We start from the raw sequence: 25,457 nt of genomic DNA, 5'->3' as shown, positions 1-25,457 counted from the left end.
GAGATGACGGGTGAAGATTAAGCGGTTTTTTGCCAAGGACATGCGAACGGCTCTGGCCGAGGTCAAGGAGACTCTCGGGCCCGATGCCGTCATCATGTCCAACAAGAAGGTCACCGGTGGGGTGGAGATAGTCGCCGCTGTCGATTATCAATCCCAGGTTCCGGGACCCAAAGATGCGCCGGTTCGCCGTCAGTTGAACGATGAGAGCGTCAATATCTCGTCTGCCGGACGGCAGATGACCCGCCCTGCACCGAGTCCGGCCCAGGAGCAGAACGAACATTATGCCGACACCTTGGCCGCCCTGCTGGCACGCCAGCAGAAGCTGAACCCGGCCCAGAACGGTCAGGCGGGCCAGAGCGGCGCCCCGTCGGCTGCTGCCAGCGGCGCGCCCCGCACTCTGGCCGAACAGGGACAATGGGGAGCAGCTCCCGAGCCCGCCAAACCGAAAGCGAGAGCCACCGCGCCTGGCCGTGCTCCCCAATCCCCCCAGCGGGATCAGGAGATGGAGGGGATGCGCAAGGAGATGGCCAGCATCCGCAAGCTGCTGGAGCACCAGATCTCCGGCCTGATGTGGCAGGAGGTGGAGCGTCGCGAGCCGATGCGTGCCCTGCTCATCAAGGAGCTCAAGAAGATAGGGTTTGACGATGCCTTTGCCGATCAGCTGGCTGGCCTTATCCCCGAGGATATGTCGATCCATCAGGCCATGGCCCAGTTGGCCGAGGTGTTGACGGCCCAGCTCAAGATCAGCGAAGACGAAATTCTGCGGCAGGGCGGGGCGGTTGCCCTGCTCGGGCCGACCGGGGTGGGCAAGACCACCACCATTGCCAAGCTGGCGGCGCGGTTTGCCATGAAGTATGGCGCCGAGCAGGTGGCGCTCATCACCACCGACAACTACCGGATCGGTGCCCATGAGCAGTTGCAGACCTATGGTCGCATCATGGGCTGCCCGGTGCGGCAGGTGCGGGATGCCGAGGAGCTGGCCAATGCGCTCTATCAGTTCCGCCACCGCCGGCTGGTGCTCATCGATACCGCCGGGGTGGGGCAGCGGGATATTCGGCTGACCGAGCAGCTCGATACCCTGGTCAAGAATGCCAAGGTGCGCATCCGCAGTTACCTGGTGATGTCGGCCACCTCCCAGCGTCGGGTGATGCAGGAAGCGGTGGACCATTTCCGGCGTATTCCATTGAGCGGCTGCATACTTACCAAATTGGATGAGAGTCTGAATCTGGGCGAAGTGATTAACGTGTGTATCCAGAATGCATTGCCCATCAGCTATATCACTGATGGACAAAGGGTTCCGGAAGATATTCAGGTCGCCAATGCGGCACAGCTCGTCGGCGCTGCCATGGGCTCGCTGGAGCGGGAAACAGAAGAACCCTATTTCTGGGGCACAGGCTTTGGCGAGGCCGAAGATTCGGAGTTTTATGAGTAACATGTATATGGATCAGGCGAGTGGTCTGCGCAAAATGCGTCAAAACAATCGAGTAAAAGTGATCGCCGTGTCTGGTGGCAAGGGGGGCGTCGGCAAGACCAACGTGACCCTGAACGTGGCGGGAGCCATGGCCGCCCAGGGCAAACGGGTGATGGTACTGGACGCCGACCTTGGCCTGGCCAACGTGGACGTCATGCTGGGGCTGCGGGTGCATCGCAACCTGTCCCACGTGCTGGCCGGCGAGTGCACCATCGACGACATCATCGTCGAGGGTCCTTACGGCATGATGATAGTGCCGGCCACCTCGGGTACCCAGTCCATGGTCGAGCTCTCGCCGGTGCAACACGCCGAGCTTATCCGCGCTTTCAGCGAGATGAAGACCCAGGTCGACATCCTGCTGGTGGATACGGCTGCCGGCATCTCCGACATGGTGCTGAGCTTCACCCGTGCGGCCCAGGACATCATGGTGGTGGTGTGCGATGAACCGACCTCCATCACGGATGCCTACGCCCTCATCAAGATCCTTTCCAAGGAGCACGGCGTCTTCCGCTTCAAGGTGGTGGCCAACATGGTTCGATCCTTGCGTGAAGGGCAGGAACTCTATGCCAAGCTGACCCGGGTCACCGACCGTTTCCTGGATACCTCGCTGGAACTGGTTGCCTGCGTCCCCTACGACACCAATCTGCGAGCCGCCGTGCGCAAGCAGAAGCTGATTGTCGAAGCCTTCCCCAAGTCCCCGGCCGCGCTGGCGTTCAGAGCGCTGGCCAACAAGGCGGCAAGCTGGCCCATTCCTAACCAACCCGGCGGTCATCTCGAATTTTTCCTGGAAAATTTGCTGCAAAAGCCGGTCATAGCACAGGAAGGTTCCCGTGAATAAAGCCCAAGCGTACTTGCGTCATCAGGATTCCTATGTGCTGGTCGAGCGTCATGCTCCGCTGGTGAAACGGATCGCCCAGCATTTGTTGGCTCGCCTGCCAAGCAGTGTCTTGCTGGATGACCTGATCCAGGCAGGTATGATTGGATTGCTCGAAGCCTCCCGCAATTTTGACGGCAGCAAGGGGGCGAGCTTTGAAACCTACGCCGGGATCCGCATCCGCGGTTCCATGCTCGACGAGATCCGGCGGGGTGACTGGGTGCCGCGTTCGGTCCACCGCAACAGCCGTACCATCGCCGAAGCCATCGAAAATGTTGAACAAGCCCATGGCCGTGATGCCCGCGATAGCGAGGTAGCCGCCCAGATGGGGGTCAGCCTTGGTGAGTATCACGCCATGCTGCAGGATGTCTCCTGCGGCAAGATCATCGGCATCGAAGATCTTGGCGTCAGCGAGGATGTCATTGGCCACCCCGATGACGAGCCGGGCAGCAACGGGTTTGATGAACTGGCCGCCGAGCGTTTTCAAGGGGCGCTGGCCGAACACATTGGCCGCTTGCCGGAGCGGGAAGCGCTGGTGCTCTCCCTTTACTACGATGAAGAACTGAACTTGCGTGAAATAGGCGAGGTATTGAACGTCAGCGAGTCTCGCGTGAGCCAGATACACAGTCAGGCGATGCACAGATTACGCGCGCGTTTAAGAGATTGGCATGTATAAGTGTTTGTACTGGCTACACTGAAACAAAACTCTAAGGCATAATCCGCAAAACAAAACCTGCGATCTGCATCATGTAAGTGAGCCGCTCTGGCGGCTATTTAGGAGGGAATTTTGGACAAGAACATGAAAATCCTCATTGTTGACGATTTTTCAACGATGCGCCGGATTATCAAGAACTTGCTGCGTGACTTGGGATTCAACAATACCCACGAAGCAGACGATGGCAACACGGCCTTGCCAATGTTGAAAAATGGTGATTTTCAATTTGTCGTGACCGACTGGAACATGCCGGGCATGCAAGGTATAGACCTGCTCAAGGCTATTCGTGTCGATGACAAACTCAAACACCTGCCGGTGCTGATGGTGACTGCCGAAGCGAAACGCGAGCAGATCATTGAAGCTGCCCAGGCCGGCGTCAATGGCTATATCGTCAAGCCTTTCACTGCTGCAACGCTCAAAGAGAAACTCGACAAAATCTTTGAACGAATCGGCTAAGGAGCAGCAGGGATGAAGGCCAAAACGAGTGCAATGATTTCGCTCGATCAGGCAAGGATGCTTGTTGCCCATCTTGAGCAAGGTGAATTTGAACAGGCCGACACTCTCATCGCCGATGCGTGTGCTCCCAATGCGGCGGCCCTGTTTGACAAAGTGGGTCAGTTGACCCGACAACTGCATGATTCCCTACAAGATTTTCGGCTAGATCCACGGATCCCCGATCTGGCCACCCATGAAATCCCCGATGCGCGGGAGCGACTCAGTTATGTCATCGACATGACGGACAAAGCGGCCAATCGCACCATGGATGCCGTGGAAGCCAGTCTACCGATTGCCGATCGACTAAATGACAATATTCAGCTTGTTCTGCCCAACTGGAATGCCCTGATGAGCAGAGAGATGAGTGTTGGGCAGTTCAAGTCTTTGTGTCACCAACTGGATGATTTCATTAAGGCTTCTGAATCTGATGCCGATAAATTACGGCAACTGCTGACAGAAATCCTGATGGCGCAAGATTTTCAGGATTTGACCGGCCAGATGATCCGCAAGGTCATCAAGTTGGTTCAGGAAGTTGAAACTAAATTAATAGAAATGCTGACTATGTTTGGTGAGGCATCTGCTGAGCACTCTTCTCGCAGCCTTCCTGTAAGCGGGATTGAAGCTGAAGGCCCCATCATGAACCCTGAGACTCGTTCCGATGTGGTCAATGGTCAGGATGATGTGGACGATCTGCTGTCTAGCCTGGGATTTTAATGGAGTGACGCATGGCCTTCGAAGTTGATGAAGACATACTGCAAGACTTTTTGGTCGAAGCATCCGAAATATTGGAACAGTTGTCTGAACAACTGGTCGACTTGGAAAAGCGGCCCGATGACAAGAATCTGTTGAATGCCATATTTCGCGGCTTCCATACCGTCAAAGGCGGTGCCGGCTTTCTCTCGCTGACCGAATTAGTGGATGTTTGTCACGGTGCCGAGAACGTGTTCGATATCTTGCGCAATGGCAAGCGGACCGTTACCGCCGAGTTGATGGATGTCATTTTGCAGGCGCTGGATGCCATCAATGTGATGTTTGCCCAGGTGCAGAATCGCGAACCGCCAAGCCCGGCTTCCGCTGAAATCCTGCACGACCTGCATGAGCTCTGCAAGCCTGAAGGGGAAGAGCAGCTGTTGACCGCCTCTGCGGGTGGCAATGCGGCGTCCGAAGAGATGGCCCCTGCCGTTGAAGAGGTGGTCGAGGTGGCCGCAGTCATCCCGGAACCTGTCGCCGATCCCGTCCCCGCGTCTTCCGTGGTCAGTGGTGGGGGATCCATCGACGAGATCTCCGCCGATGAATTCGAGCGCCTGCTCGATGAACTGCATGGGGTGGGAGGCGCACCAACGGCTGCCGCCAGTCCTGTGGTGGCAAGCTCTGGTGATATTACCGACGATGAATTCGAGGCTCTGCTCGATCAGCTGCATGGTCAGGGCCAACATGGCGGTGCCCCCGAAAGCAACCCATTGAAATCAGTACAAAAAGAAGTCGATGAACTGATCGATGACGATGAATTCGAGCGTCTGCTGGATGAATTGCACGGTCGTGGCCAGGGGCCGCAAACCAGTATCATGCCGCCGCCAGCCGCGCCAGTGCAGGCCGCGGTAGCACCCGCTGCCGCCACGCCAGCTCCGACCGCCAAGCCAGCCCCGGCACCGGTCGCAGCCAAACCGGCTGCTGCACCGGCAAAACCGGCACCAGCCCCTGCGCCAGCCAAGCAACCGGCCCCTGCGCCTGCTGATAACGCAGTGCAAAGCGATACCACCGTTCGGGTGGATACCAAGACGCTGGACGTCATCATGAACATGGTGGGTGAGCTGGTATTGGTGCGCAACCGTCTGGTCAGTCTTGGTATTGCCAGCAACGATGAAGACATGTCAAAAGCGGTTGCCAACCTGGATGTGGTGACGGCAGATCTGCAGGGTGCGGTGATGAAAACCCGCATGCAGCCCATCAAGAAAGTGTTTGGTCGCTTCCCGCGCGTTGTTCGTGATCTGGCTCGTACCCTCAAGAAAGAAATTGAGCTGGTGATGGTCGGGGAAGAGACAGATCTGGACAAGAACCTGGTTGAAGCGCTGGCTGACCCGCTGGTTCACCTGGTGCGCAACTCCTGTGACCATGGCGTTGAAATGCCGGATGTCCGCGAGAAAGCTGGCAAGCCACGGCAGGGTACCATTACCCTGAGCGCTTCCCAGCAGGGCGATCATATCTTGCTGTGCATCGAAGATGATGGTGCCGGTATGGATCCCGAGAAGCTCAAGTCCATCGCCATCAGCCGTGGTGTGCTGGATGCCGATACGGCGGCTCGGATGAGCGACAACGATGCCTACAACCTGATCTTCGCCCCCGGTTTTTCTACCAAGTCCGAGATCTCGGATATCTCCGGCCGTGGTGTCGGGATGGACGTGGTGAAGACCAGTATCGTCAGCCTCAATGGCTCGGTGCATATCGATTCGACCTGGGGCAAGGGCACCCGTCTTGAAATCAAAGTACCGCTGACCCTGGCGATTCTGCCGACCCTGATGGTGGAAGTGGGTGAGCAGACCTTCGCGTTGCCGCTGGGCTGCGTGAACGAAATTTTCCACCTGGATCTCAAGAAGGCCAACATGGTGGATGGGCAGCTCACCATCATAGTGCGCGAAAAAGCCATCCCGCTCTTCTATCTGTACAACTGGCTGGTCAGGGGCAAACACAAGAAATCACGGCAGGATACGGGTCATGTGGTCATCGTGCAGATTGGCACGCAGCAGATCGGTTTTGTCGTGGATAACCTGATTGGCCAGGAAGAAGTGGTGATCAAGCCGCTGGACAGCCTGTTGCAAGGTACCCCAGGCATGGCGGGAGCCACCATCACCAGCGATGGCGGTATTGCACTCATTCTCGATGTGCCGAGTCTGCTCAAGGCGTATGCCCGTAGACATTGATAGCCCAGGCCCAAGGAGTTAGAAAAATAACAATGGCAGTCAAGGTATTAGTTGTCGACGATTCGAGCTTCTTCCGTCGTCGGGTCAGCGAGATCATTACTCAGGATCCCATGCTGACGGTGATCGATACGGCTCAAAATGGACGTGAGGCCGTGGACAAGGCGATCCAGCTGCGCCCGGATGTGATCACCATGGACATCGAGATGCCCGTGATGGATGGCATCAGTGCCGTACGCGAGATCATGGCCAAGTGTCCGACTCCGATCCTGATGTTCTCCTCTTTGACTCATGAAGGGGCCAAGGCGACGCTGGATGCGCTGGATGCCGGGGCGCTCGATTTCCTGCCCAAGAAATTTGAAGATATCGCTCGTGACAAGGATGAAGCCGTTCGCCTGTTGCAGCAGCGAGTCAAGGAGATTTCTCGCAAGCGTTTCCTGATGGCGGCACCTGCTCGTCCCAAAGCCCCTGAACCTGCCGCCCGTTCCCCGCTGGGCAGCTCAATCGCCCGGCCGGCAGAGCGTCAGGCCGAGCCGCCGCGCGCCATGCCTGTGGCTGCCTTCAAACGCAGTGGCAAGAGCTATCAGCTGGTGGCCATCGGTACCTCGACGGGTGGCCCGGTTGCGCTGCAGAACGTGTTGACCAAATTACCCGGTGATTTCCCTCATCCCATCTTGTTGATCCAGCATATGCCGGCAACCTTTACCGCCGCGTTTGCCGCTCGACTCAATGGTCTGTGCCAGATCGGAGTCAAGGAAGCGGAAGATGGCGATGTACTCAAACCTGGCCATGCCTACCTGGCTCCGGGCGGCAAGCAGATGCTGCTGGAGGGGCGTGGTGCGGGTGCCCGCATCCGGATTGTCGATGGCAATGACAAGGTGAATTACAAGCCATGTGTCGACATCACCTTTGCGTCTGCTGCCAAAACCTATGCCGACAAGGTGCTCGCCATCGTATTGACCGGGATGGGGGCGGATGGTCGGGATGGTGCGCGTCTGCTCAAGGAGCAGGGCTCTACCATCTGGGCACAGGACGAAGCCTCCTGCGTGGTATATGGCATGCCACAAGCGGTTGCCAAGGCCGGCATCGCCACGGAATCACTGCCGCTTGATCGGGTTGCACAACGAATCCTGGTTGAGCTGGGCCGCTAACGATGGGCATGTTCGGCCTGATCCTGGCACTGGGAGCCATCGCCATTGCCCAGTTATGGCATGGCGGCAACCTGCTCACCCTGCTTGATGGGCCTGCTTTCGTCATCGTTGTAGGAGGAACCTGGGGGGCTGTCATTTTGCAGACGCCACGCAAGTTTCTGCTGGAAGCGATAAGACAGACCCGTTGGATGCTGTTACCTCCCGCCTGGGATCTGGTCGCCCAAGCTGAACGACTGCAAGCCTGGGCCGTGTTTGCACGTCAGCAAGGGTTGCTGGCGCTGGAGAACCAGGCTGATCAGGAGAGCGACGAATTTACCCGGCAGGGACTCACCATGATCGTTGACGGGGTGTCGATAGATGATATTCGCATGCTGCTGGAAGCAGATATCGATATCGAGCAGGAGCGAAACGAACACTCCGCCAGAGTCTTTGAAGCCATGGGGGGTTACAGTCCGACCATAGGTATCATCGGTGCCGTGATTGGACTTATCCAGGCCATGTTTCATCTGGAAGAACCCGCCTCGCTGGGTGCCGGTATTGCCGTTGCGTTTGTCGCCACTATTTACGGGGTTGGCTTTGCCAATCTGCTATACCTGCCGATTGCCAACCGGTTGCGGGCTTTTCACTATCATTACGCCCTGTTTCAGGAGATGACGCTGGAAGGCTTGATGGCAATCGCCCACGGCGAAAATGGTCCTCAGGTTGAACGGCGGTTGAAGGCTTATCTGAAGGGAGAATAGCCATGCGCAAGCGCTACCGTTTGCATCTGCAAGGTCGGGAACATCTCGATCGCTGGCTGGTTTCCTACGCCGATTACATGACGCTGATCTTCGCCCTGTTTGTGGTGCTCTATTCGGTGGCACTGGTCAACAAGGACAAGTATCGCGCGGTCATCGATGGCATGACCCAGGCATTCAACGTCATGCAGCCACGTAGCGACGGTTTGCTGGAAGGGCAGGGAAAGTCGTTGTTGAACAACGAGGTATCTGCCGCCTCCTCGGTTCTGGAGAGCGCCACAGCCCGCTCACCCTCTTTGGCTCCCATCTCAGGTGTTCCCATCGCGCAAGATGGTATGACTCTTGCGAAGATCGATACGCAATTGCAGGAGAGCATGGGTTCTCTGGTCGATGCCGGGGTAGTCAAGTTGACGCTCAATGACAACTGGTTGACGGTCGAGCTGAGCTCAGGTCTGTTGTTTGGCAGTGGCAGCGCCTTCATGAGTACCAATGCCGATCCCGTGCTAAATACTCTTTCAAGTATTCTGAAGCAGGTCGATAACTATGTAAGAGTGCGCGGTTATACCGATAACCAGCAGATAAATAATGAAATTTTTCGTTCCAACTGGACGTTGTCTGCGGCAAGGGCGGAAGCCGTGCTCACCGCACTCATCGCCAAAGGGATAGCGCCGCAGCGGTTGGCCTATGAAGCTTACGGGGAGTTTTCTCCCTTCACGGACAACAGTACCGAGCAGGGACGTTTACAGAATCGCAAGGTGGTGGTCGCTATTTCCAAGTTCGCCTGGGTGCCACCCGTGCCGGTATCAACTCCCTCGGTGCAGCCTGTAACGGAGACACAAGTGCCGGCAGTGCAACAGGCGGTTGAGGCAGGAGAGGTCAAGGTGATCACGCTGCCAGGTGGTGGCATACGCATAACAACGAGGCAGGATTGATACAGTGATTGTTTGGACGGTTGCCAACCAAAAGGGTGGGGTCGGTAAAACCACCACAGTGGTCTCGCTGGCCGGTATTCTGGCCCAGCGCGGTCAGCGGGTGCTGTTGATTGACACCGACCCTCATGCCTCCCTGACCTCTTATCTCGATTTTGATTCCGACCGGCTGGATGGCACTCTTTATGAGCTGTTTCAGGCGGTCAAACCAACGGCAGAGCTCGTCAATAAACTGACGCTGCGCACCAAGTTTGACAACATTCATCTGTTGCCCGCGTCAATCACTCTGGCGACCCTGGATCGGGTGATGGGCAACCGTGAGGGGATGGGGCTGGTACTCAAGCGAGCACTGCTGCGCATTCAGGATCAGTACGATTATGTGCTGATCGACTGCCCGCCCGTCTTGGGGGTCATGATGGTCAATGCGCTGGCGGCGTGTGACCGGATCCTGGTACCGGTGCAGACCGAGTTTCTGGCGCTCAAAGGGCTGGAGCGGATGATGAAGACGTTTGAAATCATGCAGCGTTCCAAGCGGGAGAAGTTCCGTTATACCGTCATTCCCACCATGTTTGACAAGCGAACCCGTGCCTCGCTGATGACTCTGCAGTCCATCAAGGAGCAGCACGGCAATGCGGTATGGAATGCCGTCATACCCATAGATACCAAGTTCCGGGATGCCAGTTTGCTTCACATTCCCCCCTCCATCTATTCGCCGAGCAGCCGTGGCACCTATGCCTATGAGACCCTGCTCAACTATCTTGATGCGCAAGAGCGTCAGCGTGCTCATGAGGTGACATCATGAGAGATACCACCCAAGTTCGGGCCATGGATGATTACTTCCACTCCCTGTTGCTGGATGATGCGCTGTTGCTGGATTCGTCCGATGAGCCTGACTCTGCCCCCGTCATACAGTTGCAGCGTCAGCCCCAGCCGGTTGCCGATAAGGTGGCGCAACCCTATCTGGAAGCGGATCAACGGCTGGAGCAGTTGAGTGAATTGCTGGCTCAGGTCGGTCAGGTGCAGTTTGAAATCGACGCGCTGAGCCATGAAGAGGTCGTCAGCGAGCCGCTCCAGATTGAGGCAGAAGATGCCCTGCTGCCCGTCGAGCCAGTCTGGCCCGAAGTGATGCCCGAGCCTGCAGCTGCGGATCCTGCCACGCTGGTGGTGACGGAGACAGAAGTTGCGCTGGCGCCACAGGAGGAGGTTGCACCCTCCACCTGGGAGAATATCGATACCGGCAAGGAGTTTCAGGCGCTGTTCTTTGAGGTCGCCGGTGTCACCTTTGCGGTGCCGTTGACCGAGCTTGGCGGCATTCATCAATTGGGAGAGGTGAACACCCTGTTTGGTCAGCCAGGCTGGTACAAGGGGATCATGACTTCCCGCGAACAGAAGATGAACGTGGTGGACACGGCGCAGTGGGTCATGCCCGGCCAGCATCTGGAAGTGCCTGATTACAAGTATTTGATCATGCTGGGTGAATCTCCCTGGGGACTTGCCTGCCATCATCTGAAGGGAACGGAGTTATTGCATCGTGACCAGGTCAAATGGCGCCATCAGGAAGGTAAACGCCCCTGGCTGGCGGGCATGGTCAAGGAGAAGATGTGTGCCCTGCTGCACGTGAAGGAATTGCTCCTGTTGCTGGAGCGCGGGGTCAACATAGAAGGTCGCTGATAACTTCTGCACTCGGGCTGTTTTATTGCTAGTTTTACCAGTAGACGTTTTCATAAAAGGAATAAAAACATGACAGAAAAGCGCAATATTGCACAGAATCTGGCCGAAGATGAAGTGCTGCAATGGGTCACCTTCCAGCTGGAAAATGAAACCTACGGCATCAACGTGATGCAGGTGCAGGAGGTGCTGCGCTACACCGAGATCGCCCCTGTGCCCGGTGCACCCGAGTATGTACTGGGCATCATCAACCTGCGCGGCAACGTGGTGACCGTCATCGATACCCGTTCCCGTTTCGGCCTGCCCTCCGGCGATGTGAGTGAGAACTCGCGTATCGTCATCATCGAGGCGGAGAAGCAGGTGATCGGCATCATGGTCGACAGCGTGGCCGAGGTGGTTTATCTGCGCTCCTCCGAGATCGACGCGGCCCCGGCGGTGGGTACCGAAGAGAGTGCCAAGTTCATTCAGGGTGTCAGCAACCGCGATGGTCAGCTGTTGATCCTGGTCGATCTGAACAAGCTGCTCTCCGATGAAGAGTGGGAAGATATCGGTTCCCTCTGATAGGAAGATAATGTGTTGATGATTGAAATTGCCGCCTTGGGGTTGTCCTTGCTGGCGTTGGTGCTGGCCCTGTATGGGGTGATTGGCAGCCGACGTGGCCAGCGAGAGTCCGAGGCCAGGGTGGAGACGCTGCAAGGGCAGCTCGAGAGCCTGCGCAAGCAGATGATGGAGCTGCATACCGGGGCCATCGGCATGGGCCAGCGTCTGCAATCCGTCGAAGGGGCCATGCAGCAGATCAACGATCGCCAGCAGGAGCTGACCCTGCAGGATCCGGAACGCCGTCTGTACAGCCGCGCCGCCAAGATGGTGGAACTCGGTGCCGACCTCGATGAGGTCATGAACGAATGTGAATTGCCTAAGGCCGAGGCTGAATTGTTGATTTCATTGCGAAAAGGCCGCTCATGAATGTTCGGGAAGGCATCCGCCTTCCTGATTTTCTTCCCCCCTCTTCAAGGCGGGATCTCCCCCACAAATCCTGCTGATAATTGGCATCTTTGAAAAGACGCTTCCCGATACTGTGTTAATATGCAGGCCGCTTCTTTTCACTGATTACATCCTCATGCTGCTTCAAATTCACAATCTGAGCTGCGTGCGTGAAGATCGCACTCTGTTTGAACATCTCTCCTTTGCGGTGGCTCCCGGTGATCTGGTGCAAATTGAAGGCCCCAACGGGGTAGGGAAGACCAGCCTGCTGCGCTTGCTGACCGGCTTGTCGCAACCCTTTGCCGGTGAAGTGTGCTGGAATGGCGAAAATATCCGCAGTTGCCGCGATGAATATCACGCCAATCTGCTCTATCTCGGTCACCAGCCTGGCGTCAAGGCTGCCCTGACACCGCTCGAAAACCTCGCCTTTTACCAGAAACTGCACCATGCGGCCGATACCAGCGTGGATCTGTGGCGGGTGCTGGCCCAGGTCGGTCTGGCCGGGTTTGAAGACAACCCCACCGGTCAGCTCTCTGCCGGCCAGCAGCGCCGTGTCGCGCTGGCCCGCCTGTGGCTCAGCGACAAGCCGGCGCTCTGGATCCTGGATGAGCCGTTCACCGCCATCGACAAGCAGGGGGTGAAGGTGCTGGAACGGCTGTTCCTGACCCACGCCGAACGAGGGGGCATGGTGATCCTCACCACCCATCAGGACATGACCCTGATGCAGGGACGGTTGAAGACCCTCTCTCTCACGCCCTTGCTGCAGGAGTAGTTCTGATGTTGCGCGCCGTAATGCACCTGATCCACCGCGAGTTATTGATGGCCCTGCGCCAGCGCTCCGACATCCTCAACCCGCTCTGGTTTTTCCTCATCGTCATCACCCTGTTTCCGTTAGGGATCGGCCCCGAGCCCAAGCTGCTGGCCCGCATCGCTCCCGGCATCATCTGGGTGGCCGCCTTGCTGGCGGCCATGCTGTCGCTGGAACGGCTGTTTCGCGACGACTTCGGCGACGGTGCGCTGGAGCAGATGATGCTGATGCCCCATCCGCTGGGCTTGCTGGCGCTGGCCAAAGTGATCGCTCACTGGTTGCTGACTGGCCTGCCACTGCTGCTCATCTCTCCGCTGCTCGCCATTTTGCTGTCGCTGGACATGAACACTTATCTGGCGGTGGTCGCCACCCTGGCGCTGGGGACGCCCGTGCTGAGCCTGCTCGGGGCGGTCGGCGTCGCCCTGACGGTCGGTTTGCGCAAGGGGGGGGTACTGCTCAGCCTGCTGATCCTGCCGCTCTATATTCCGGTACTGATTTTTGCCACCTCCGCCATCGATGCGGCGGGGATGGGGCTGCCCTATTCGGGGCAGCTGGCGATTCTGGGGGCCATGCTGGCCGGTGCGCTGACCCTGACCCCGCTGGCGGTCTCGGCGGCGCTGCGAGTCAGCGTGAATTGACGAAAGCGTCTGAAAAAGTGGCCATGGAAGGGCCGTTATAAAAAATATAATTGAGATAGATCAAGAGGATGGCTGCTTATTGCTTTCGGGGGATGTGATGTTTTCCGGCAGTGGGTATGGTAGGCCTCGCCACGATATTAATAACAGAAAGGTTTTGTGAGCTATGTGGAAATGGTTGCACCCTTACGCTAAACCCGAGCGCGCGTACCAGTTGGCAGGGACCCTGCTGCCCTGGTTTGCCGTGACAAGCCTGCTGGCATTCATCATCGGCACCCTCTGGGGGCTGGCCTTTGCACCTGCGGATTATCAGCAGGGCGACTCCTTCCGGATCATCTACATCCATGTTCCGGCCGCGATCCTCTCCATGGGGGCCTACTCCACCATGGCGGTGGCCGCCTTCATCGGCCTGGTGTGGCAGTTACGGATGGCGGACATGACGGTGGCCGCGGTCGCGCCGGTCGGCGCCGTGTTCACCTTCATCGCACTGTTTACCGGCGCCGCCTGGGGCAAACCCATGTGGGGCACCTGGTGGGTGTGGGATGCACGACTCACCTCCGAGCTGATCCTGCTGTTCCTCTACCTCGGTGTCATCGCCCTCTACAACGCCTTCAGCGACAAGGTGCTGGCCGGTCGCGCCGCCGGCATCCTGGCGCTGGTGGGGGTGATCAACCTGCCCATCATCCACTACTCGGTGGAGTGGTGGAACACCCTGCACCAGGGCGCCAGCATCACCAAGTTTGACAAGCCTTCCATCTCGCCCGAGATGCTGTGGCCGCTGCTCATCATGATCCTGGCCTTTGCCGCTTTCCTCGGGGCCCTCTCCCTGATGCGTTTTCGAAACGAGCTCTTGATGCGGGAGTGGCACCGCCCCTGGGTCAAAGAGATAGCCGAGCAGGAGAAGTAAGCATGCACTTTGCCTCATTCAGTGACTTTCTGGCGATGGGCGGTTACGCCTTCTACGTCTGGCTCTCTTTCGGTCTGACCCTGCTCTGCCTGGTCGGCATCGTCATTTCCACCCGTATGAAAACCCGCGCCCTGCTCGGTGAACTGCGCAACAAGCAGGCGCGCGAGGCCCGCCGCAAGGCGGCCCAGCAGATGGAGAACACCCTATGAACCCGAGACGCAAGAAACGCCTCACCATCATCCTGGCGATCAGTGCCGGGCTTGCCGCGGTGATCGGCCTGGTGCTCTATGCCCTCAGCCAGAACATCGATCTCTTCTACACCCCGAGCGAGCTGGTGGAGGGCAAGGGCCCGGACAAGATCAAGCCGGAAGAGGGACAGCGCCTGCGCATCGGCGGTCTGGTGGTACCGGGTTCGGTACAGCGGGATCCCCAGAGCCTCAAGGTGGCCTTCAAGCTGGTGGACAACGGCGGGCATCTGGTGACCGTCGAGTTTGACGGCATCCTGCCGGACCTGTTCCGTGAGGGGCAGGGCATCGTCGCCCAGGGCACCCTCAAGGATGCCACCACGGTCGCCGCCTTCGAGGTGCTGGCCAAGCACGATGAGAACTACATGCCGCCGGAAGTGGCCGATGCTACCAACGGCATGCACTTCAAGCCGGAATATACCGAGGCGCAGCTGAAGGGGAGCAAGCAATGATCCCGGCAGCATTCGCACCGTTTTCACCTTTTCAAGCCGGTTTACAGGGTCGTGCTGCGGCTCATTTGAAAGGAGTTCAGCCATGATCCCTGAATTGGGACAGTTTTCACTGATCCTGGCCTTCGCCACCGCCCTGCTGCTGGGCAGCTATCCGCTGCTCGGAGCCAAATGGGGGCGCCTTGGCATGATGTCGGCGGCCCGTCCGCTCGCCTATGCCCAGTTCCTGCTGCTGTTGCTGTCGTTCCTGTGCCTGACCTGGGCCTTCATCGACAACGATTTTACCGTGCAGTACGTGGCCACCAACTCCAACAGCTTGCTGCCGCTGGCCTATCGCATCTCCGCGGTGTGGGGTGCCCATGAAGGCTCTCTGCTGCTGTGGGTGCTGACCCTGGGGGGCTGGACGGCGGCGGTCGCCATGTTCAGCCGCCGCCTGCCGCTCGACGCGGTGGCGCGGGTGCTCGGCGTGCTCGGCCTCATCTCGGTCGGTTTCACCGCCTTCGTGCTGTTTACCTCCGACCCCTTCACCCGCACCTTGCCCTACTTCCCGGTGGATGGGCGCGACCTCAACCCGCTGTTGCAGGATCCCGGCCTCATTTTCCACCCGCCGATGCTCTACATGGGCTATGTGGGCTTCTCGGTGGCCTTTGCCTTCGCCATAGCGTCCTTGATGACCGGTCGGCTCGATGCCACCTGGGCGCGCTGGTCGCGTCCCTGGACCATGGCGGCCTGGGTCTTCCTCACCCTGGGTATCGTGCTGGGCTCCTGGTGGGCCTATTACGAGCTCGGCTGGGGTGGCTGGTGGTTCTGGGATCCGGTAGAAAACGCCTCCTTCATGCCCTGGCTGGCGGGCACCGCCCTGCTGCACTCGCTGGCGGTGAGTGAAAAGCGCGCCACCTTCAAGGCCTGGACCGTGCTGCTGGCGCTTTCCGCCTTCTCCTTGAGCCTGCTCGGTACCTTCCTGGTGCGCTCCGGCGTGCTGGTGTCGGTGCATGCATTTGCCTCCGACCCGACCCGCGGCCTGTTCATTCTGGGCTTCCTGCTGGCGGTAATCGGTTCATCCTTGCTGCTGTTTGCCTTCAAGGGCTCCCAGGTGAGAAGCCACGGCAAGCATGAACTGTGGAGCCGCGAGACCCTTCTGCTGTGCAACAACATCATGCTGGTGGCGGGTCTGCTGACCGTGCTGCTCGGCACCCTGCTGCCGCTGGTACACAAGGAGCTGGGGCTGGGCAGCATCTCCATCGGTACTCCCTTCTTCAACCACATCTACAGCTGGCTGATCATTCCGTTCGCCCTGTTGCTGGGGGTCGGCCCGTTGTTTCGCTGGCGTCGCCAGGAGCTGGGTGAGCTCAAGGGCAAGGTGGTGCTGGCGCTGGTATTGAGCCTGGCCGCCGCCATCTTGCTGCCGCTGCTGCTGGCCGAGGAGTTCAAGCCCTGGGCTGCGCTCGGTATCGGGCTTGGCGCCTGGATCATCGTGACCAGCGTGCAGGAGACCTGGGTGCGTGCCACCCACAAGCACAGCTTCGCCGTCGGCGTGCGCCGGCTTGGCAACAGCCACTGGGCGATGATCCTGGGCCACGTGGGCCTCGCGGTCAGCATCATCGGCATCGCCTGTACCCAGAACTACAGCATCGAGAAGGATCTGCGGATGCAGGCCGGCGATCGGGTCCAGTTTGCCGACTACGAGTTCGTCTTCACCGGCATCAAGGAGAAGAACGGCCCCAACTACGACGGCTTCAAGGGCGTACTGGAAGTGCACAAGGACGGCAAGCAGGTCGCCCTGCTCAAGCCGGAGAAACGCATGTACAAGGTGACCCGGATGCCGATGACCGAGGCGGCCATCGATGCCGGCTTCACCCGGGATCTCTACGCGGCACTCGGTGAGCAGCTCGACAGCGGCGCCTGGGCGGTGCGGATCTACTACAAACCCTTCGTGCGCTGGATCTGGTTCGGCGGCGTCTTCATGGCCATCGGCGGCGTGCTGGCGATGCTGGACAAGCGCTACCGTTTCGGTCGCCGTGACGAGGAGGCCAAGGCATGAGCAAGAAGACCTGGTTGTTTCTGATCCCCTTCATCGTGTTTCTGCTGGGGGCCGTGTTTTTGTTCAAGGGGCTCTACTCCGATCCTACCAAGCTCGAGTCCGTGATGGTGGGCAAGGAAGTGCCCGTGTTCACCCTGCAGGACATCTACGACCTCAATAAGCAGCATGACAGGAGCATCCTCAAGGGGCGCCCCATGCTGCTCAACGTCTGGGCCACCTGGTGCCCGACCTGCTATGGGGAGCACACCTACCTCAAGCAGCTGGCGGGGCAGGGGATCTACATCGTCGGCATGAACTACAAGGATGAACGCGCCAAGGCCATCAACTGGCTGGCGGAGCTCGGCAATCCCTACCAGATCAATCTTTATGATCCCGACGGCATGCTGGGGCTGGATCTGGGGGTCTACGGCGCGCCGGAGACCTTCTTCATCGACAGTCAGGGCATCATTCGCTATCGCCACGTGGGGGACGTCAACCCCGAGGTGTGGGCCAGCACCCTCAAACCCATCTATGACGCCATGAAGTGAGGGAGAGCCTGATGAGAATGTTTATTGCGTCCCTGCTGCTGCTGGCAGGACTGGGCGGGGCGGGCCAGGCGCTGGCCGCCATCGATGTCTACACCTTCGACAGCGACGCCCAGGAGCAGACCTTTCGCGAGCTGACCAAGGAGCTGCGCTGTCCCAAGTGCCAGAACCAGGATATCGCCGACTCCAACGCGGGCCTGGCCAAGGACTTGCGGGACAAGACCTACCAGATGGTGCGCGAGGGCAAGGACAAGCAGGAAGTGGTGGATTACATGGTCGCCCGCTACGGCAACTTCATCCTGTACAACCCGCCGCTGATGGCATCGACCCTGATCCTCTGGCTCGGCCCTCTGCTGGTGATCGTCATCGGTGTCGTCATGGTGGTGGTGCGCAGTCGCCGTCGTCCCGCGGCTGCCACGCCGGCGGATAGCGCCCTGAGCGCGGAGGAGCAGCGTCGTCTGGCTGCCCTGCTCAAAGAGGAAAAGAAACAATGACCGCATTTTGGATAGTGATCGCGGCCCTGCTGGCGCTGGTGAGTCTGGCACTGGTGCTGCCGTTGTGGCGGGGTGAGGGCAAGCAGAGCATCAGCCGCTCGGCCCTCAACAAACAGCTCTATCGCCAGCGTCTGCTGGAGATCGGGGAAGAGCGCGAGCAAGGGGTGCTGGCGGAAGAGCAGGACTCCCTGATCGAGCTGCAACGCAGCCTGCTGGACGACATTCCCGACGTGGAGCAGACCGCCCGCGGTGGCAAGAGCATGATCTGGATCCCGGGTGTGCTGGTGCTGCTGGTGGTGAGCCTGGGGCTCTACTACAAGCTCGGCTCCTGGCAGGAGGTCAGCCGCTGGCAGGATGCCAACAGCCGGCTGGGCGAGCTCAGCAACCGCATTCTGGTGGAGCGGGACGCCGAGGTCACCGAGCAGGATCTGCTGGACTTCACCCTGGCCCTGCGTACCCGCCTGAAGGACGAGCCGAACGATTACCGTGGCTGGCTGCTGCTGGGTCGGCTGTCGCTGGATGGCAATGATCCCGAGATGGCCCGCGAGGCGCTGGAGCGGGCCTACGGGCTGGCCCCGCAGAAGGCGATGGTGGCGGTGCCCTACGCCCAGGCGCTGATGATGACAGGGGATGACGCGCAAGCCGATCAGCTGCTGCGGGTGGCCATTGCCCAGGATCCGGCCAATATCGAGGCGCGCTCCGTCTACGCCTTCATGGCGCTGCAAAAAGAGGACTTCAAGACCGCTCTGCAACGCTGGCGCGAGATGTTGCCACTGATGGAGAAGGGCTCGACCCGTTACACCATGGTGGAGCGCTCCATCGACTATGCCGAGCAGCAGTTGAAGAAGCGCGGCATGGCCAGTGTGGCCGTGCCGGCTGAGGCGAGCGGGCAGAACGCCGCCTCTGACCAGGTGCTGGAGGTGAAGGCTGGCGAGTTCCCGCTCAAGGTGACGCTGGCCGATGGCATTGCACTGCCGGAAGATGCCCATCTGTTCGTGTTTGCGGTGATCCCCAACGGACCGCCCATGCCCATCGCGGTGAAGCGTATCCCGGGGCCGCACTTCCCGCTGACCCTGTCGCTGGGTGACGGTGACGCCATGATGGAAGGCAACAAGCTGGCTGCCTACCCCGAACTGCAGTTCAAGGCGCGCCTCTCCCGTGGCGGCAACGTCATGAACAAGGAAGGGGCGTTTGAAGGTGTCTCCGTTCCGGTCGCCACTGGTTCGATTCCTTCAGCGCCGATTGACATCCGCATCGATCACGCCCTCTAATACGCCTTTGGCCCGGCCCCTCGATGGGGCCGGGCTGCCTATAATTCAGATTAATCACAATAAAAAGCTAGGACTTCCATATGTATGTGCGTGTAGGGGCATTGATGGTGGCCTTGTTGCTGGGGGGCTGTGCTGGCGGCCCGCCCAAGCAGGGGCCCGAGAGCCTTGACCTCAAGGAGACGCCGAGCCGGCCCGGTGCGACCAGCACGGCCAGCGATGGTCGTGACCCGTTTCAGGGCGCCAACCGGGCCATGTGGGCTGTTAACTACGATGTGCTGGAGCCCTATGTGGCCCGTCCCGTGGTGCATGGCTATGCCCGCTATATCCCGCAAGGAATGAAGGACGGCATCGAAAACCTGGTGGAAAACTTCAACGAGCCGAGCAGCATGGTCAACCATCTCATCACCGGCGATTTGAAGGGGGCGGGTACCAACCTGGGTCGCTTCACCCTCAACACCACCGTGGGTCTGCTGGGTATCTTCGACGTGGCCAAGCATGCCGGTCTGGCGCGCAACAAGCTGGAGCTCAATACCGTGCTGGGTCGCGCCGATATCGGCGATGGCGCCTACCTGATGGTGCCGGTCTACGGCCCGACCACCACCCGCAAGCTGGTGGGGGATACCATCGATACCATCTACTTCCCCTATGCCTTGCTGACCCTGCCTCTGCGCATCACTCACTGGGCGCTGGATGGTCTGGGTACCCGTTCCAAGCTGATTGATCAGGAGCGGATCATCGACAACGCGCTCGATCCTTACGCCCTGACCAAGGACTTCTATCTGCAGTACAACCAGAACAAGGTGACCGGCCGTCAGACCGAGCTCAAGCAAGAGCAGCAGGAGAAGCAAGACGACAGCAATCTGGATGACTATCTGGATGAAATCGACCAGTGATGCCAGCGCATCCGGCTCGAGTAACGTAACAAAGGCGCCTGCGGGCGCCTTTTTCGTCTCAGCTGTTGCACAGGCATAAAAAAACGCCCCGCAAGAGCGGGGCGTTTTGGCAAGAACGGGGGCTATCAGGCAGCCAAGTTCTTGGCCACAAATTCCCAGTTGACCAGGGTCCAGAAGGTTTCCATGTACTTCGGACGCAGGTTGCGGAAATCGATGTAGTAGGCGTGTTCCCACAGGTCAACGGTCAGCAGCGGAGTGGTACCGGCTTCGGTCAGCGGGCAACCGGCGTTGGAGGTGTTGACGATGGCCAGGGAGCCGTCAGCCTTTTTCACCAGCCAAGTCCAGCTGGAGCCGAAGTTGCCGATGGCGGACTTGGTGAACGCATCCTTGAACTCGGCGAAGGAGCCAAAGGCCTTGGTGATGGCATCGGCCAGGGCGCCAGTGGGCTCGCCACCGCCGTTCGGGGAGAGGCAGTGCCAGTAGAAGGTGTGGTTCCAGATCTGGGCGGCGTTGTTGAAGATGCCGCCAGTGGAGGTCTTGATGATCTCTTCCAGAGACTTGCCTTCAAACTCGGTACCCGGCACTAGGTTGTTCAGGTTGACCACATAGGTGTTGTGGTGCTTGCCGTGGTGGTATTCCAGAGTTTCCTGGGAGATGTGCGGTTCCAGAGCATTGATTGCATAGGGCAGAGCGGGAAGTTCGAATGCCATTTTCTACTCTCCATTGGCTGGCCGTGCGAAGGCGACGGTTGCAAGACATTGCGTACTCTTTTCTATCTTGAAAAGAATTGTTCTTGAAATAAGGGGGCCAGATGGCCCAAAGCCCATCGATTGTACCAGCATCAAAGATGGGCTAACAACTCTTGATTCTCGCCATGATCCGGATCAAGCTGCGGCGTATTGATTCATCACTTCTTGCATCCGAGGTGGTTTGCCAGTTTGTGGTCTGCCCGGATTGCAGTAGAATGGCCGCCGAAATCGCTCTAGTGAGGCACCTATGGAAACTATTGAAAAGATCAAACAGCAGCTGGCTGAAAACCCCATCATCCTGTACATGAAGGGCTCCCCCAAGCTACCCAGCTGCGGTTTCTCTGCCCAGGCCTCCCAGGCCCTGATGTCCTGTGGCGAGCCGTTTGCTTACGTCGACATCCTGCAAAACCCGGATATCCGCGCCGAATTGCCGAAGTTTGCCAACTGGCCGACCTTCCCCCAGCTGTGGGTGGAAGGTGAGCTGGTCGGTGGCTGCGACATCATGATCGAGATGTTCCAGGCCGGCGAGCTGCAGACCCTGATCAAGGAAACTGCCGCCAAACACAAGCAGGATGACGCCGCCGCCGAATAAGGCAGCATCCGCATCATGCAAAAAAGGGGAGCCAGTGGCTCCCCTTTTTTATTTCACAACTTTATGTCACAACAGGCATCAGGCGATGCGTTCGATGCGTGCCATGTAGAAGCCATCGAAGCCGGTAGCGGCCGGGCTGACGGTGTGGTCATCCCGCAGGCGGTAGTTTTCATTGGCGGCGAGGAACTTGTCCACCTGCTGACGGTTCTCTTCCGGCAGGATGGAACAGGTTGCATAGACCAGCAGACCGCCCACCTTCACCATCTGGCTATAGCGCTGCAGGATCTCCGCCTGCAGGGCAACCAGTACCGGCAGCCGCTCCGCGGTGTCGCGCCACTTGGCATCCGGATTGCGCTTGAGCACGCCGAGGCCGGAGCAGGGCACGTCCAGCAGCACGCGATCGGCACTCTCTTTGAGGCGTTTGACGGTCTTGCTGCTGGTGATCACCCGTGTCTCCACGTTGTGGGCCCCGGCGCGGCGGGCGCGCTGCTTGAGGTTTTCCAGCTTCCACTCTTCCACATCCATCGCCAGCAGGCGGCCCTTGCCCTCCATCATGGCGGCCAGATGCAGGGTCTTGCCGCCAGCCCCGGCGCAAGCATCGATGACGCGCATGCCGGGGCTCACTTCCAGCGCGGCCGCAACCTGCTGGGAGCCGGCATCCTGCTGCTCGAACCAGCCATCGGCAAAGGCCTTGGTACGAAACAGGGCGGCATCCGAGGTCACTTGCAGGGCTGAGTCGACCCCTTCCACTGGAATGGTGGTGACCTGCTCTTTGGCCAGTGCGGCCTGCAGCTCTTCACGGGTGCACTTGAGGCTGTTCACCCGCAGATAACGCTTGGGCATCCAGGCCAGCGCGGCACGTTCGGCAGGCCAGGCTTCGCCCAGTTGCTCGCTGCCGAGTTTTTCCAGCCAGGTCGGGCAGCCATCCATCAGCACCGGGTTCTTCTTGGCTTCGGTCAGACGGCGACGAAACGCCTCTTCATTGAAGCGATCCAGTGTCGGATGGTTGGGTTGGGCTATCTTGTGAAAAGCGTGCCAGCTGTGCAGCAGCGGCCAGACGTTCTTCTCGGCCTGACGGACCTGGATGCCGGTCAGGGCGCAATAGAGGCTGAGGCGACGCAGCAGATCGCCGGTGACCAGGGCAATCCTTGCCTGTTCTTGCGGTTTGAGTTCGATGCCGGAGAAGTGACGGGCATAGGCGCGGTCCAGGGTGAGACCCTGGCCCAGCACATCGTCAACAATGGCAACGACCAGGTCCCCGAAACGGGGCAACAGTGGGGATTTGAGCATGAGATTAACCTTGGTCAGATAAAGACGAACCGTCGTCATGGTGACGCGGCTCAAAAACTGATAAATCCGCGCAATGATAGGGGCTAGACAGGGTTGGTGCAACACTCCCCATTCGGGGAATATCCGCTAGCTGGTGCTGGACTAAGCAGGGCGGCAGGCGAATGATGCCAGTTGCAGTTTGGGTGAGTGCATTTAAAAGGACTAAAAAGATGCAGTTGATGAAATTTTCTCCCTTGGCGCTGGTGGTAGCCAGCCTGATGAGCTCGGGTGGCCTCGCGGCCAAGGAGTGGGACACGGTGGCGGCGCGCGCCAGCGCCGCCGACGGCTATGAAGTGCGGGCCAACCAGTTTCGGGTCGCCAAGGTCCCCATCGATTATTTTGCCGGCCTGCAGGCCGGGGCCCGTTCGCTGACCCTGCCGTTGCCCGACGGGGGAGAGGTGACCTTCACCCTGCAAGCCTATGATCTGCTGCCGGCCGATCAGGCGGCCAAATTCCCCGAGATCCTGACCTTCAAGGGCCATAACCCGGCAGCACCGGTAGAGACGGGACGTTTTGACCTGGGGCCGCTGGGCTTTCACGCCATGTTCACCCATCAGGGCAAGACGGTGTTCGTCGACCCGCTGCGCAATGCCGACGGTTATGCCGTCTATTACCAGCAGGATGCCTACAGCCGGCTGGAAGAAGAGGCGGACAAGGTTATCGGTAGCGAGGCCAGTAGGGCGCTGGCGCACAAGGTGCAGGTGGATGGCAACGTGCGCAAGCGTTACGTCATCGCCATCTCGGCGGCGGGGGAGTACACCCAGTTCCACGGTGGCTCCAAGGTGCTGGCCACTGCGGCCATCGCCACCCTGCTCAACCGGGTCAACGAGGTGTACCAGCGCGATGTGGGGGCCGAGTTTCAGCTGGCCAGCGGCAACGACAACATCATCTTTACCGATCCGGCCAGCGATCCCTTCACCAATGGTGATGCCGACGTCGACATCAACAGCGCGGTACAGGCCAATGCCCAGACCCTGCCCAGCGCGCCGCTTGGACAGTTCGACATCGGCCATGTGGTCAATACCGGGGGCGGTGGGCTGGCCAATCTCGGTGCGCTCTGTACCGCCACCCGTTCGCAGGGCATGACCGGCTCGGCCACTCCGGTGGGGGATGCCTTCTTTATCGACTACGTGGCTCACGAGATCGGCCACCAGTTCGGCGCCGACCACACCTTCAACGGCACCACCAACAGTTGTGGCAGCGGCAATCGGGAGGCGACCCAAGCCTGGGAGCCGGGCAGCGGTACCTCCATCATGGCCTATGCCGGGATCTGCGGGGACGAGAACATCCAGCCCCACAGCGACCCCTATTTCCACAGCAAGTCCATCGAGCAGATGCGAGCGCACATGGCGACCGTGCCGGCCTGTGGTACCACCCTCAACCTCGTCAACAATGCGCCCCAGGCGGCGGCCGGGGCCAGCCGCATCATCCCGGCCAACACGCCGTTCGTGCTCAAGGGGGCCGGCGTCGATCTGGACGGGGATCCCCTGACCTACACCTGGGAGCAGATCGACCTGGGCACGGAGTCGAGCAGCCCGGCCACCATGGTGGACGACGGCAGCCGGCCGCTGTTTCGTTTCGTTTCCCCCACCAGCTCGGCGGAGCGGATCCTGCCGAGCCTGCCCTCCCTGCTCTCGGGGACGCTCGCCAAGGGCGAAGCCTGGCCCACCACCAACCGGGATCTCAACTTCCGGCTGACGGTGCGTGACGGCAAGGGCGGTGTCGCCAGCGACGACATGAAGGTCCAGGTGGTCAACACCGGCAGCGCCTTCCGGCTGACCGCCCCGCTTGGGGTGGCGTTGACGCCGGGGGCAAGCCTGGTTGTCGGCTGGGATGTGGCCGGCACCACGCTGGCGCCGATCAGCTGCAGCAAGGTGGATCTGTTCATCACCCAGAACGAGGGGACCAGCTGGAGCAATCTGGCGGTCAGTCAGCCCAACAGCGGCGCCGCCACCGTCACCCTGCCGGCGGATCTGGCCAGCGCCGCCCGCCTCAAGGTGGCCTGCAGCGACAACATCTTCTTCGCCATCAGTCCGGCCAAGCTGCCGGTCGTCCAAAGCGGCGGCAGCTCGGGCGGTGGCGGCGGTGGTGCCCTCGGTCTCTGGACTCTGGCGCTGGCCCTGCTGGGTTGGCAACGGAGGCACGGATGAGGGCTGGCTGGCTGGTGCTGGTGGCCTTGCTTGGCGGCTGTCAGGCCGACGCCGATACCCTGGAGCAGGCGGTCAGCGCCAGTCTGGCCAAGCAGGATTACCGGCTGATCGTGCGGGCCGGGCGCGGTGAGGTGGCGCCCGGCATCGCGCCGGAGCAGCAGGCCTCGGCCAAGGCGCGCTGCGGCGTGCGCTACCTCGATGGCCTGGGGGATGTCATCAAGCCCGGGCAGGAAGAGGCCCAGGCCAAGCTGGCGGCCTACGCGGCCGATTACAACCGGCGCATGCTGGCGCATTGTCCCGCTGTTGCTGGCAAGCAATAAGCCTGCGCGTACCAAGAGCGTACGACTGGCATACCAAGGGAGGCGTGAGCCTCCCTCTTTTTTTACTGCCGCCATTTGCCGGTCACAAGGCTTGTACCCATGGCGTGCTCG

The 25,457-nt window shown here is 59.8% G+C and carries 28 protein-coding genes; 26 read left to right on the top strand and 2 right to left on the bottom strand.

The window, feature by feature from the left end; all coding sequences use genetic code 11:
* Positions 1–10 precede the first annotated feature (10 nt).
* From flhF to PG881_RS18290, 23 genes are all read left to right on the top strand, one after another.
* On the top strand, positions 11–1,432 hold the full coding sequence (gene flhF / locus PG881_RS18400) for a flagellar biosynthesis protein FlhF (protein ID WP_227289922.1): 1,422 nt from the start codon (positions 11–13) through the stop codon (positions 1,430–1,432).
* 1 nt (position 1,433) lies between these two features.
* Positions 1,434–2,309: a MinD/ParA family protein gene (locus PG881_RS18395; RefSeq protein ID WP_010634619.1), complete on the top strand. Its 876-nt coding sequence runs from the start codon at positions 1,434–1,436 to the stop codon at positions 2,307–2,309.
* Positions 2,302–3,021, top strand: a complete 720-nt coding sequence (locus PG881_RS18390; RefSeq protein WP_017409955.1) for an RNA polymerase sigma factor FliA — start codon at positions 2,302–2,304, stop codon at positions 3,019–3,021. The genes PG881_RS18395 and PG881_RS18390 overlap by 8 nt, the downstream gene beginning before the upstream one ends.
* A 123-nt stretch (positions 3,022–3,144) precedes the next feature.
* Complete coding sequence (gene cheY / locus PG881_RS18385; RefSeq protein WP_005298814.1) at positions 3,145–3,516, top strand: chemotaxis response regulator CheY; 372 nt, start codon at positions 3,145–3,147, stop codon at positions 3,514–3,516.
* 12 nt (positions 3,517–3,528) lie between these two features.
* A complete protein-coding gene (locus PG881_RS18380; protein WP_011705289.1) occupies positions 3,529–4,269 on the top strand; it encodes a protein phosphatase CheZ in 741 nt (246 codons plus the stop codon).
* Positions 4,270–4,280: 11 nt separating this feature from the next.
* On the top strand, positions 4,281–6,473 hold the full coding sequence (locus tag PG881_RS18375) for a chemotaxis protein CheA (RefSeq protein WP_270801923.1): 2,193 nt from the start codon (positions 4,281–4,283) through the stop codon (positions 6,471–6,473).
* Positions 6,474–6,505: 32 nt separating this feature from the next.
* Entirely contained in the window at positions 6,506–7,621 is a 1,116-nt protein-coding gene (locus PG881_RS18370) for a protein-glutamate methylesterase/protein-glutamine glutaminase (protein WP_226033201.1), read from the top strand.
* Positions 7,622–7,623: 2 nt separating this feature from the next.
* On the top strand, positions 7,624–8,361 hold the full coding sequence (locus PG881_RS18365; RefSeq protein ID WP_024943899.1) for a flagellar motor protein: 738 nt from the start codon (positions 7,624–7,626) through the stop codon (positions 8,359–8,361).
* 2 nt (positions 8,362–8,363) lie between these two features.
* On the top strand, positions 8,364–9,290 hold the full coding sequence (locus PG881_RS18360; RefSeq protein WP_270801919.1) for an OmpA family protein: 927 nt from the start codon (positions 8,364–8,366) through the stop codon (positions 9,288–9,290).
* Between the two features lie 4 nt (positions 9,291–9,294).
* Positions 9,295–10,089: a ParA family protein gene (locus tag PG881_RS18355; RefSeq protein WP_011705294.1), complete on the top strand. Its 795-nt coding sequence runs from the start codon at positions 9,295–9,297 to the stop codon at positions 10,087–10,089.
* Entirely contained in the window at positions 10,086–10,958 is an 873-nt protein-coding gene (locus tag PG881_RS18350) for a chemotaxis protein CheW (protein WP_139390161.1), read from the top strand. Before PG881_RS18355 ends, PG881_RS18350 begins: the two co-directional genes overlap by 4 nt.
* A 69-nt stretch (positions 10,959–11,027) precedes the next feature.
* Complete coding sequence (locus tag PG881_RS18345) at positions 11,028–11,516, top strand: chemotaxis protein CheW (protein WP_005298836.1); 489 nt, start codon at positions 11,028–11,030, stop codon at positions 11,514–11,516.
* Positions 11,517–11,534: 18 nt separating this feature from the next.
* Positions 11,535–11,921, top strand: coding sequence for a DUF2802 domain-containing protein (locus tag PG881_RS18340; RefSeq protein ID WP_011705296.1), 387 nt, complete (start codon positions 11,535–11,537; stop codon positions 11,919–11,921).
* Positions 11,922–12,075: 154 nt separating this feature from the next.
* A complete protein-coding gene (ccmA, locus tag PG881_RS18335) occupies positions 12,076–12,711 on the top strand; it encodes a cytochrome c biogenesis heme-transporting ATPase CcmA (RefSeq protein ID WP_011705297.1) in 636 nt (211 codons plus the stop codon).
* 5 nt (positions 12,712–12,716) lie between these two features.
* On the top strand, positions 12,717–13,385 hold the full coding sequence (ccmB, locus tag PG881_RS18330) for a heme exporter protein CcmB (RefSeq protein WP_011705298.1): 669 nt from the start codon (positions 12,717–12,719) through the stop codon (positions 13,383–13,385).
* Positions 13,386–13,548: 163 nt separating this feature from the next.
* Positions 13,549–14,289 carry a heme ABC transporter permease gene (locus tag PG881_RS18325; protein WP_011705299.1) on the top strand — a complete coding sequence of 247 codons (741 nt, stop codon included), beginning with the start codon at positions 13,549–13,551 and terminating at the stop codon, positions 14,287–14,289.
* Between the two features lie 2 nt (positions 14,290–14,291).
* Positions 14,292–14,498, top strand: coding sequence for a heme exporter protein CcmD (gene ccmD / locus PG881_RS18320; RefSeq protein ID WP_011705300.1), 207 nt, complete (start codon positions 14,292–14,294; stop codon positions 14,496–14,498).
* A complete protein-coding gene (gene ccmE / locus PG881_RS18315) occupies positions 14,495–14,986 on the top strand; it encodes a cytochrome c maturation protein CcmE (protein ID WP_011705301.1) in 492 nt (163 codons plus the stop codon). The genes ccmD and ccmE overlap by 4 nt, the downstream gene beginning before the upstream one ends.
* Before the next feature lie 82 nt (positions 14,987–15,068).
* On the top strand, positions 15,069–17,024 hold the full coding sequence (locus PG881_RS18310; RefSeq protein ID WP_060388876.1) for a heme lyase CcmF/NrfE family subunit: 1,956 nt from the start codon (positions 15,069–15,071) through the stop codon (positions 17,022–17,024).
* Positions 17,021–17,551, top strand: a complete 531-nt coding sequence (locus tag PG881_RS18305; RefSeq protein WP_005298853.1) for a DsbE family thiol:disulfide interchange protein — start codon at positions 17,021–17,023, stop codon at positions 17,549–17,551. Before PG881_RS18310 ends, PG881_RS18305 begins: the two co-directional genes overlap by 4 nt.
* 11 nt (positions 17,552–17,562) lie before the next feature.
* A complete protein-coding gene (locus PG881_RS18300; RefSeq protein ID WP_270801913.1) occupies positions 17,563–18,042 on the top strand; it encodes a cytochrome c-type biogenesis protein in 480 nt (159 codons plus the stop codon).
* Positions 18,039–19,313, top strand: coding sequence for a c-type cytochrome biogenesis protein CcmI (gene ccmI / locus PG881_RS18295; protein ID WP_270801911.1), 1,275 nt, complete (start codon positions 18,039–18,041; stop codon positions 19,311–19,313). The genes PG881_RS18300 and ccmI overlap by 4 nt, the downstream gene beginning before the upstream one ends.
* An 80-nt stretch (positions 19,314–19,393) precedes the next feature.
* Positions 19,394–20,206 carry an MlaA family lipoprotein gene (locus PG881_RS18290; protein ID WP_029301472.1) on the top strand — a complete coding sequence of 271 codons (813 nt, stop codon included), beginning with the start codon at positions 19,394–19,396 and terminating at the stop codon, positions 20,204–20,206.
* A gap of 125 nt (positions 20,207–20,331) precedes the next feature.
* On the opposite strand, the gene sodB is transcribed toward PG881_RS18290, so the two are convergent.
* The gene (gene sodB / locus PG881_RS18285) at positions 20,332–20,916 is read right to left on the bottom strand and encodes a superoxide dismutase [Fe] (protein ID WP_011705306.1); all 585 of its coding nucleotides are present in this window, start codon (positions 20,914–20,916) and stop codon (positions 20,332–20,334) included.
* Positions 20,917–21,202: 286 nt separating this feature from the next.
* On the opposite strand from sodB, the gene PG881_RS18280 reads away from it, so the two are divergent.
* A complete protein-coding gene (locus PG881_RS18280; RefSeq protein WP_010673955.1) occupies positions 21,203–21,547 on the top strand; it encodes a Grx4 family monothiol glutaredoxin in 345 nt (114 codons plus the stop codon).
* 78 nt (positions 21,548–21,625) lie between these two features.
* On the opposite strand, the gene PG881_RS18275 is transcribed toward PG881_RS18280, so the two are convergent.
* Positions 21,626–22,837, bottom strand: coding sequence for an RsmB/NOP family class I SAM-dependent RNA methyltransferase (locus PG881_RS18275; protein ID WP_029303566.1), 1,212 nt, complete (start codon positions 22,835–22,837; stop codon positions 21,626–21,628).
* A gap of 209 nt (positions 22,838–23,046) precedes the next feature.
* On the opposite strand from PG881_RS18275, the gene PG881_RS18270 reads away from it, so the two are divergent.
* Entirely contained in the window at positions 23,047–25,026 is a 1,980-nt protein-coding gene (locus tag PG881_RS18270; RefSeq protein ID WP_270801909.1) for a reprolysin-like metallopeptidase, read from the top strand.
* Positions 25,023–25,346, top strand: coding sequence for a hypothetical protein (locus tag PG881_RS18265; protein WP_270801907.1), 324 nt, complete (start codon positions 25,023–25,025; stop codon positions 25,344–25,346). Before PG881_RS18270 ends, PG881_RS18265 begins: the two co-directional genes overlap by 4 nt.
* Positions 25,347–25,457 lie beyond the last annotated feature (111 nt).

Origin of the sequence: Aeromonas sp. QDB54, assembly GCF_027707385.1 — a bacterium.
Lineage (GTDB): Bacteria > Pseudomonadota > Gammaproteobacteria > Enterobacterales > Aeromonadaceae > Aeromonas > Aeromonas hydrophila.
Note: the sequence above shows the minus strand (reverse complement) of the source record. Positions and strands in the feature narration are given on the sequence as shown.

What these genes read in the sequence shown, in the direction of transcription:
- PG881_RS18395 (WP_010634619.1), top strand. Translation starts at nt 1,434, where the DNA reads ATGTATATGGATCAGGCGAGTGGTCTGCGCAAAATGCGTCAAAACAAT.
- cheY (WP_005298814.1), top strand. Translation starts at nt 3,145, where the DNA reads ATGAAAATCCTCATTGTTGACGATTTTTCAACGATGCGCCGGATTATC.
- PG881_RS18380 (WP_011705289.1), top strand. Translation starts at nt 3,529, where the DNA reads ATGAAGGCCAAAACGAGTGCAATGATTTCGCTCGATCAGGCAAGGATG.
- PG881_RS18375 (WP_270801923.1), top strand. Translation starts at nt 4,281, where the DNA reads ATGGCCTTCGAAGTTGATGAAGACATACTGCAAGACTTTTTGGTCGAA.
- PG881_RS18370 (WP_226033201.1), top strand. Translation starts at nt 6,506, where the DNA reads ATGGCAGTCAAGGTATTAGTTGTCGACGATTCGAGCTTCTTCCGTCGT.
- PG881_RS18365 (WP_024943899.1), top strand. Translation starts at nt 7,624, where the DNA reads ATGGGCATGTTCGGCCTGATCCTGGCACTGGGAGCCATCGCCATTGCC.
- PG881_RS18360 (WP_270801919.1), top strand. Translation starts at nt 8,364, where the DNA reads ATGCGCAAGCGCTACCGTTTGCATCTGCAAGGTCGGGAACATCTCGAT.
- PG881_RS18350 (WP_139390161.1), top strand. Translation starts at nt 10,086, where the DNA reads ATGAGAGATACCACCCAAGTTCGGGCCATGGATGATTACTTCCACTCC.
- PG881_RS18345 (WP_005298836.1), top strand. Translation starts at nt 11,028, where the DNA reads ATGACAGAAAAGCGCAATATTGCACAGAATCTGGCCGAAGATGAAGTG.
- PG881_RS18340 (WP_011705296.1), top strand. Translation starts at nt 11,535, where the DNA reads ATGATTGAAATTGCCGCCTTGGGGTTGTCCTTGCTGGCGTTGGTGCTG.
- ccmA (WP_011705297.1), top strand. Translation starts at nt 12,076, where the DNA reads ATGCTGCTTCAAATTCACAATCTGAGCTGCGTGCGTGAAGATCGCACT.
- ccmB (WP_011705298.1), top strand. Translation starts at nt 12,717, where the DNA reads ATGTTGCGCGCCGTAATGCACCTGATCCACCGCGAGTTATTGATGGCC.
- PG881_RS18325 (WP_011705299.1), top strand. Translation starts at nt 13,549, where the DNA reads ATGTGGAAATGGTTGCACCCTTACGCTAAACCCGAGCGCGCGTACCAG.
- ccmD (WP_011705300.1), top strand. Translation starts at nt 14,292, where the DNA reads ATGCACTTTGCCTCATTCAGTGACTTTCTGGCGATGGGCGGTTACGCC.
- ccmE (WP_011705301.1), top strand. Translation starts at nt 14,495, where the DNA reads ATGAACCCGAGACGCAAGAAACGCCTCACCATCATCCTGGCGATCAGT.
- PG881_RS18310 (WP_060388876.1), top strand. Translation starts at nt 15,069, where the DNA reads ATGATCCCTGAATTGGGACAGTTTTCACTGATCCTGGCCTTCGCCACC.
- PG881_RS18305 (WP_005298853.1), top strand. Translation starts at nt 17,021, where the DNA reads ATGAGCAAGAAGACCTGGTTGTTTCTGATCCCCTTCATCGTGTTTCTG.
- PG881_RS18300 (WP_270801913.1), top strand. Translation starts at nt 17,563, where the DNA reads ATGAGAATGTTTATTGCGTCCCTGCTGCTGCTGGCAGGACTGGGCGGG.
- ccmI (WP_270801911.1), top strand. Translation starts at nt 18,039, where the DNA reads ATGACCGCATTTTGGATAGTGATCGCGGCCCTGCTGGCGCTGGTGAGT.
- PG881_RS18290 (WP_029301472.1), top strand. Translation starts at nt 19,394, where the DNA reads ATGTATGTGCGTGTAGGGGCATTGATGGTGGCCTTGTTGCTGGGGGGC.
- sodB (WP_011705306.1), bottom strand. Translation starts at nt 20,916, where the DNA reads ATGGCATTCGAACTTCCCGCTCTGCCCTATGCAATCAATGCTCTGGAA.
- PG881_RS18280 (WP_010673955.1), top strand. Translation starts at nt 21,203, where the DNA reads ATGGAAACTATTGAAAAGATCAAACAGCAGCTGGCTGAAAACCCCATC.
- PG881_RS18275 (WP_029303566.1), bottom strand. Translation starts at nt 22,837, where the DNA reads ATGCTCAAATCCCCACTGTTGCCCCGTTTCGGGGACCTGGTCGTTGCC.
- PG881_RS18270 (WP_270801909.1), top strand. Translation starts at nt 23,047, where the DNA reads ATGCAGTTGATGAAATTTTCTCCCTTGGCGCTGGTGGTAGCCAGCCTG.
- PG881_RS18265 (WP_270801907.1), top strand. Translation starts at nt 25,023, where the DNA reads ATGAGGGCTGGCTGGCTGGTGCTGGTGGCCTTGCTTGGCGGCTGTCAG.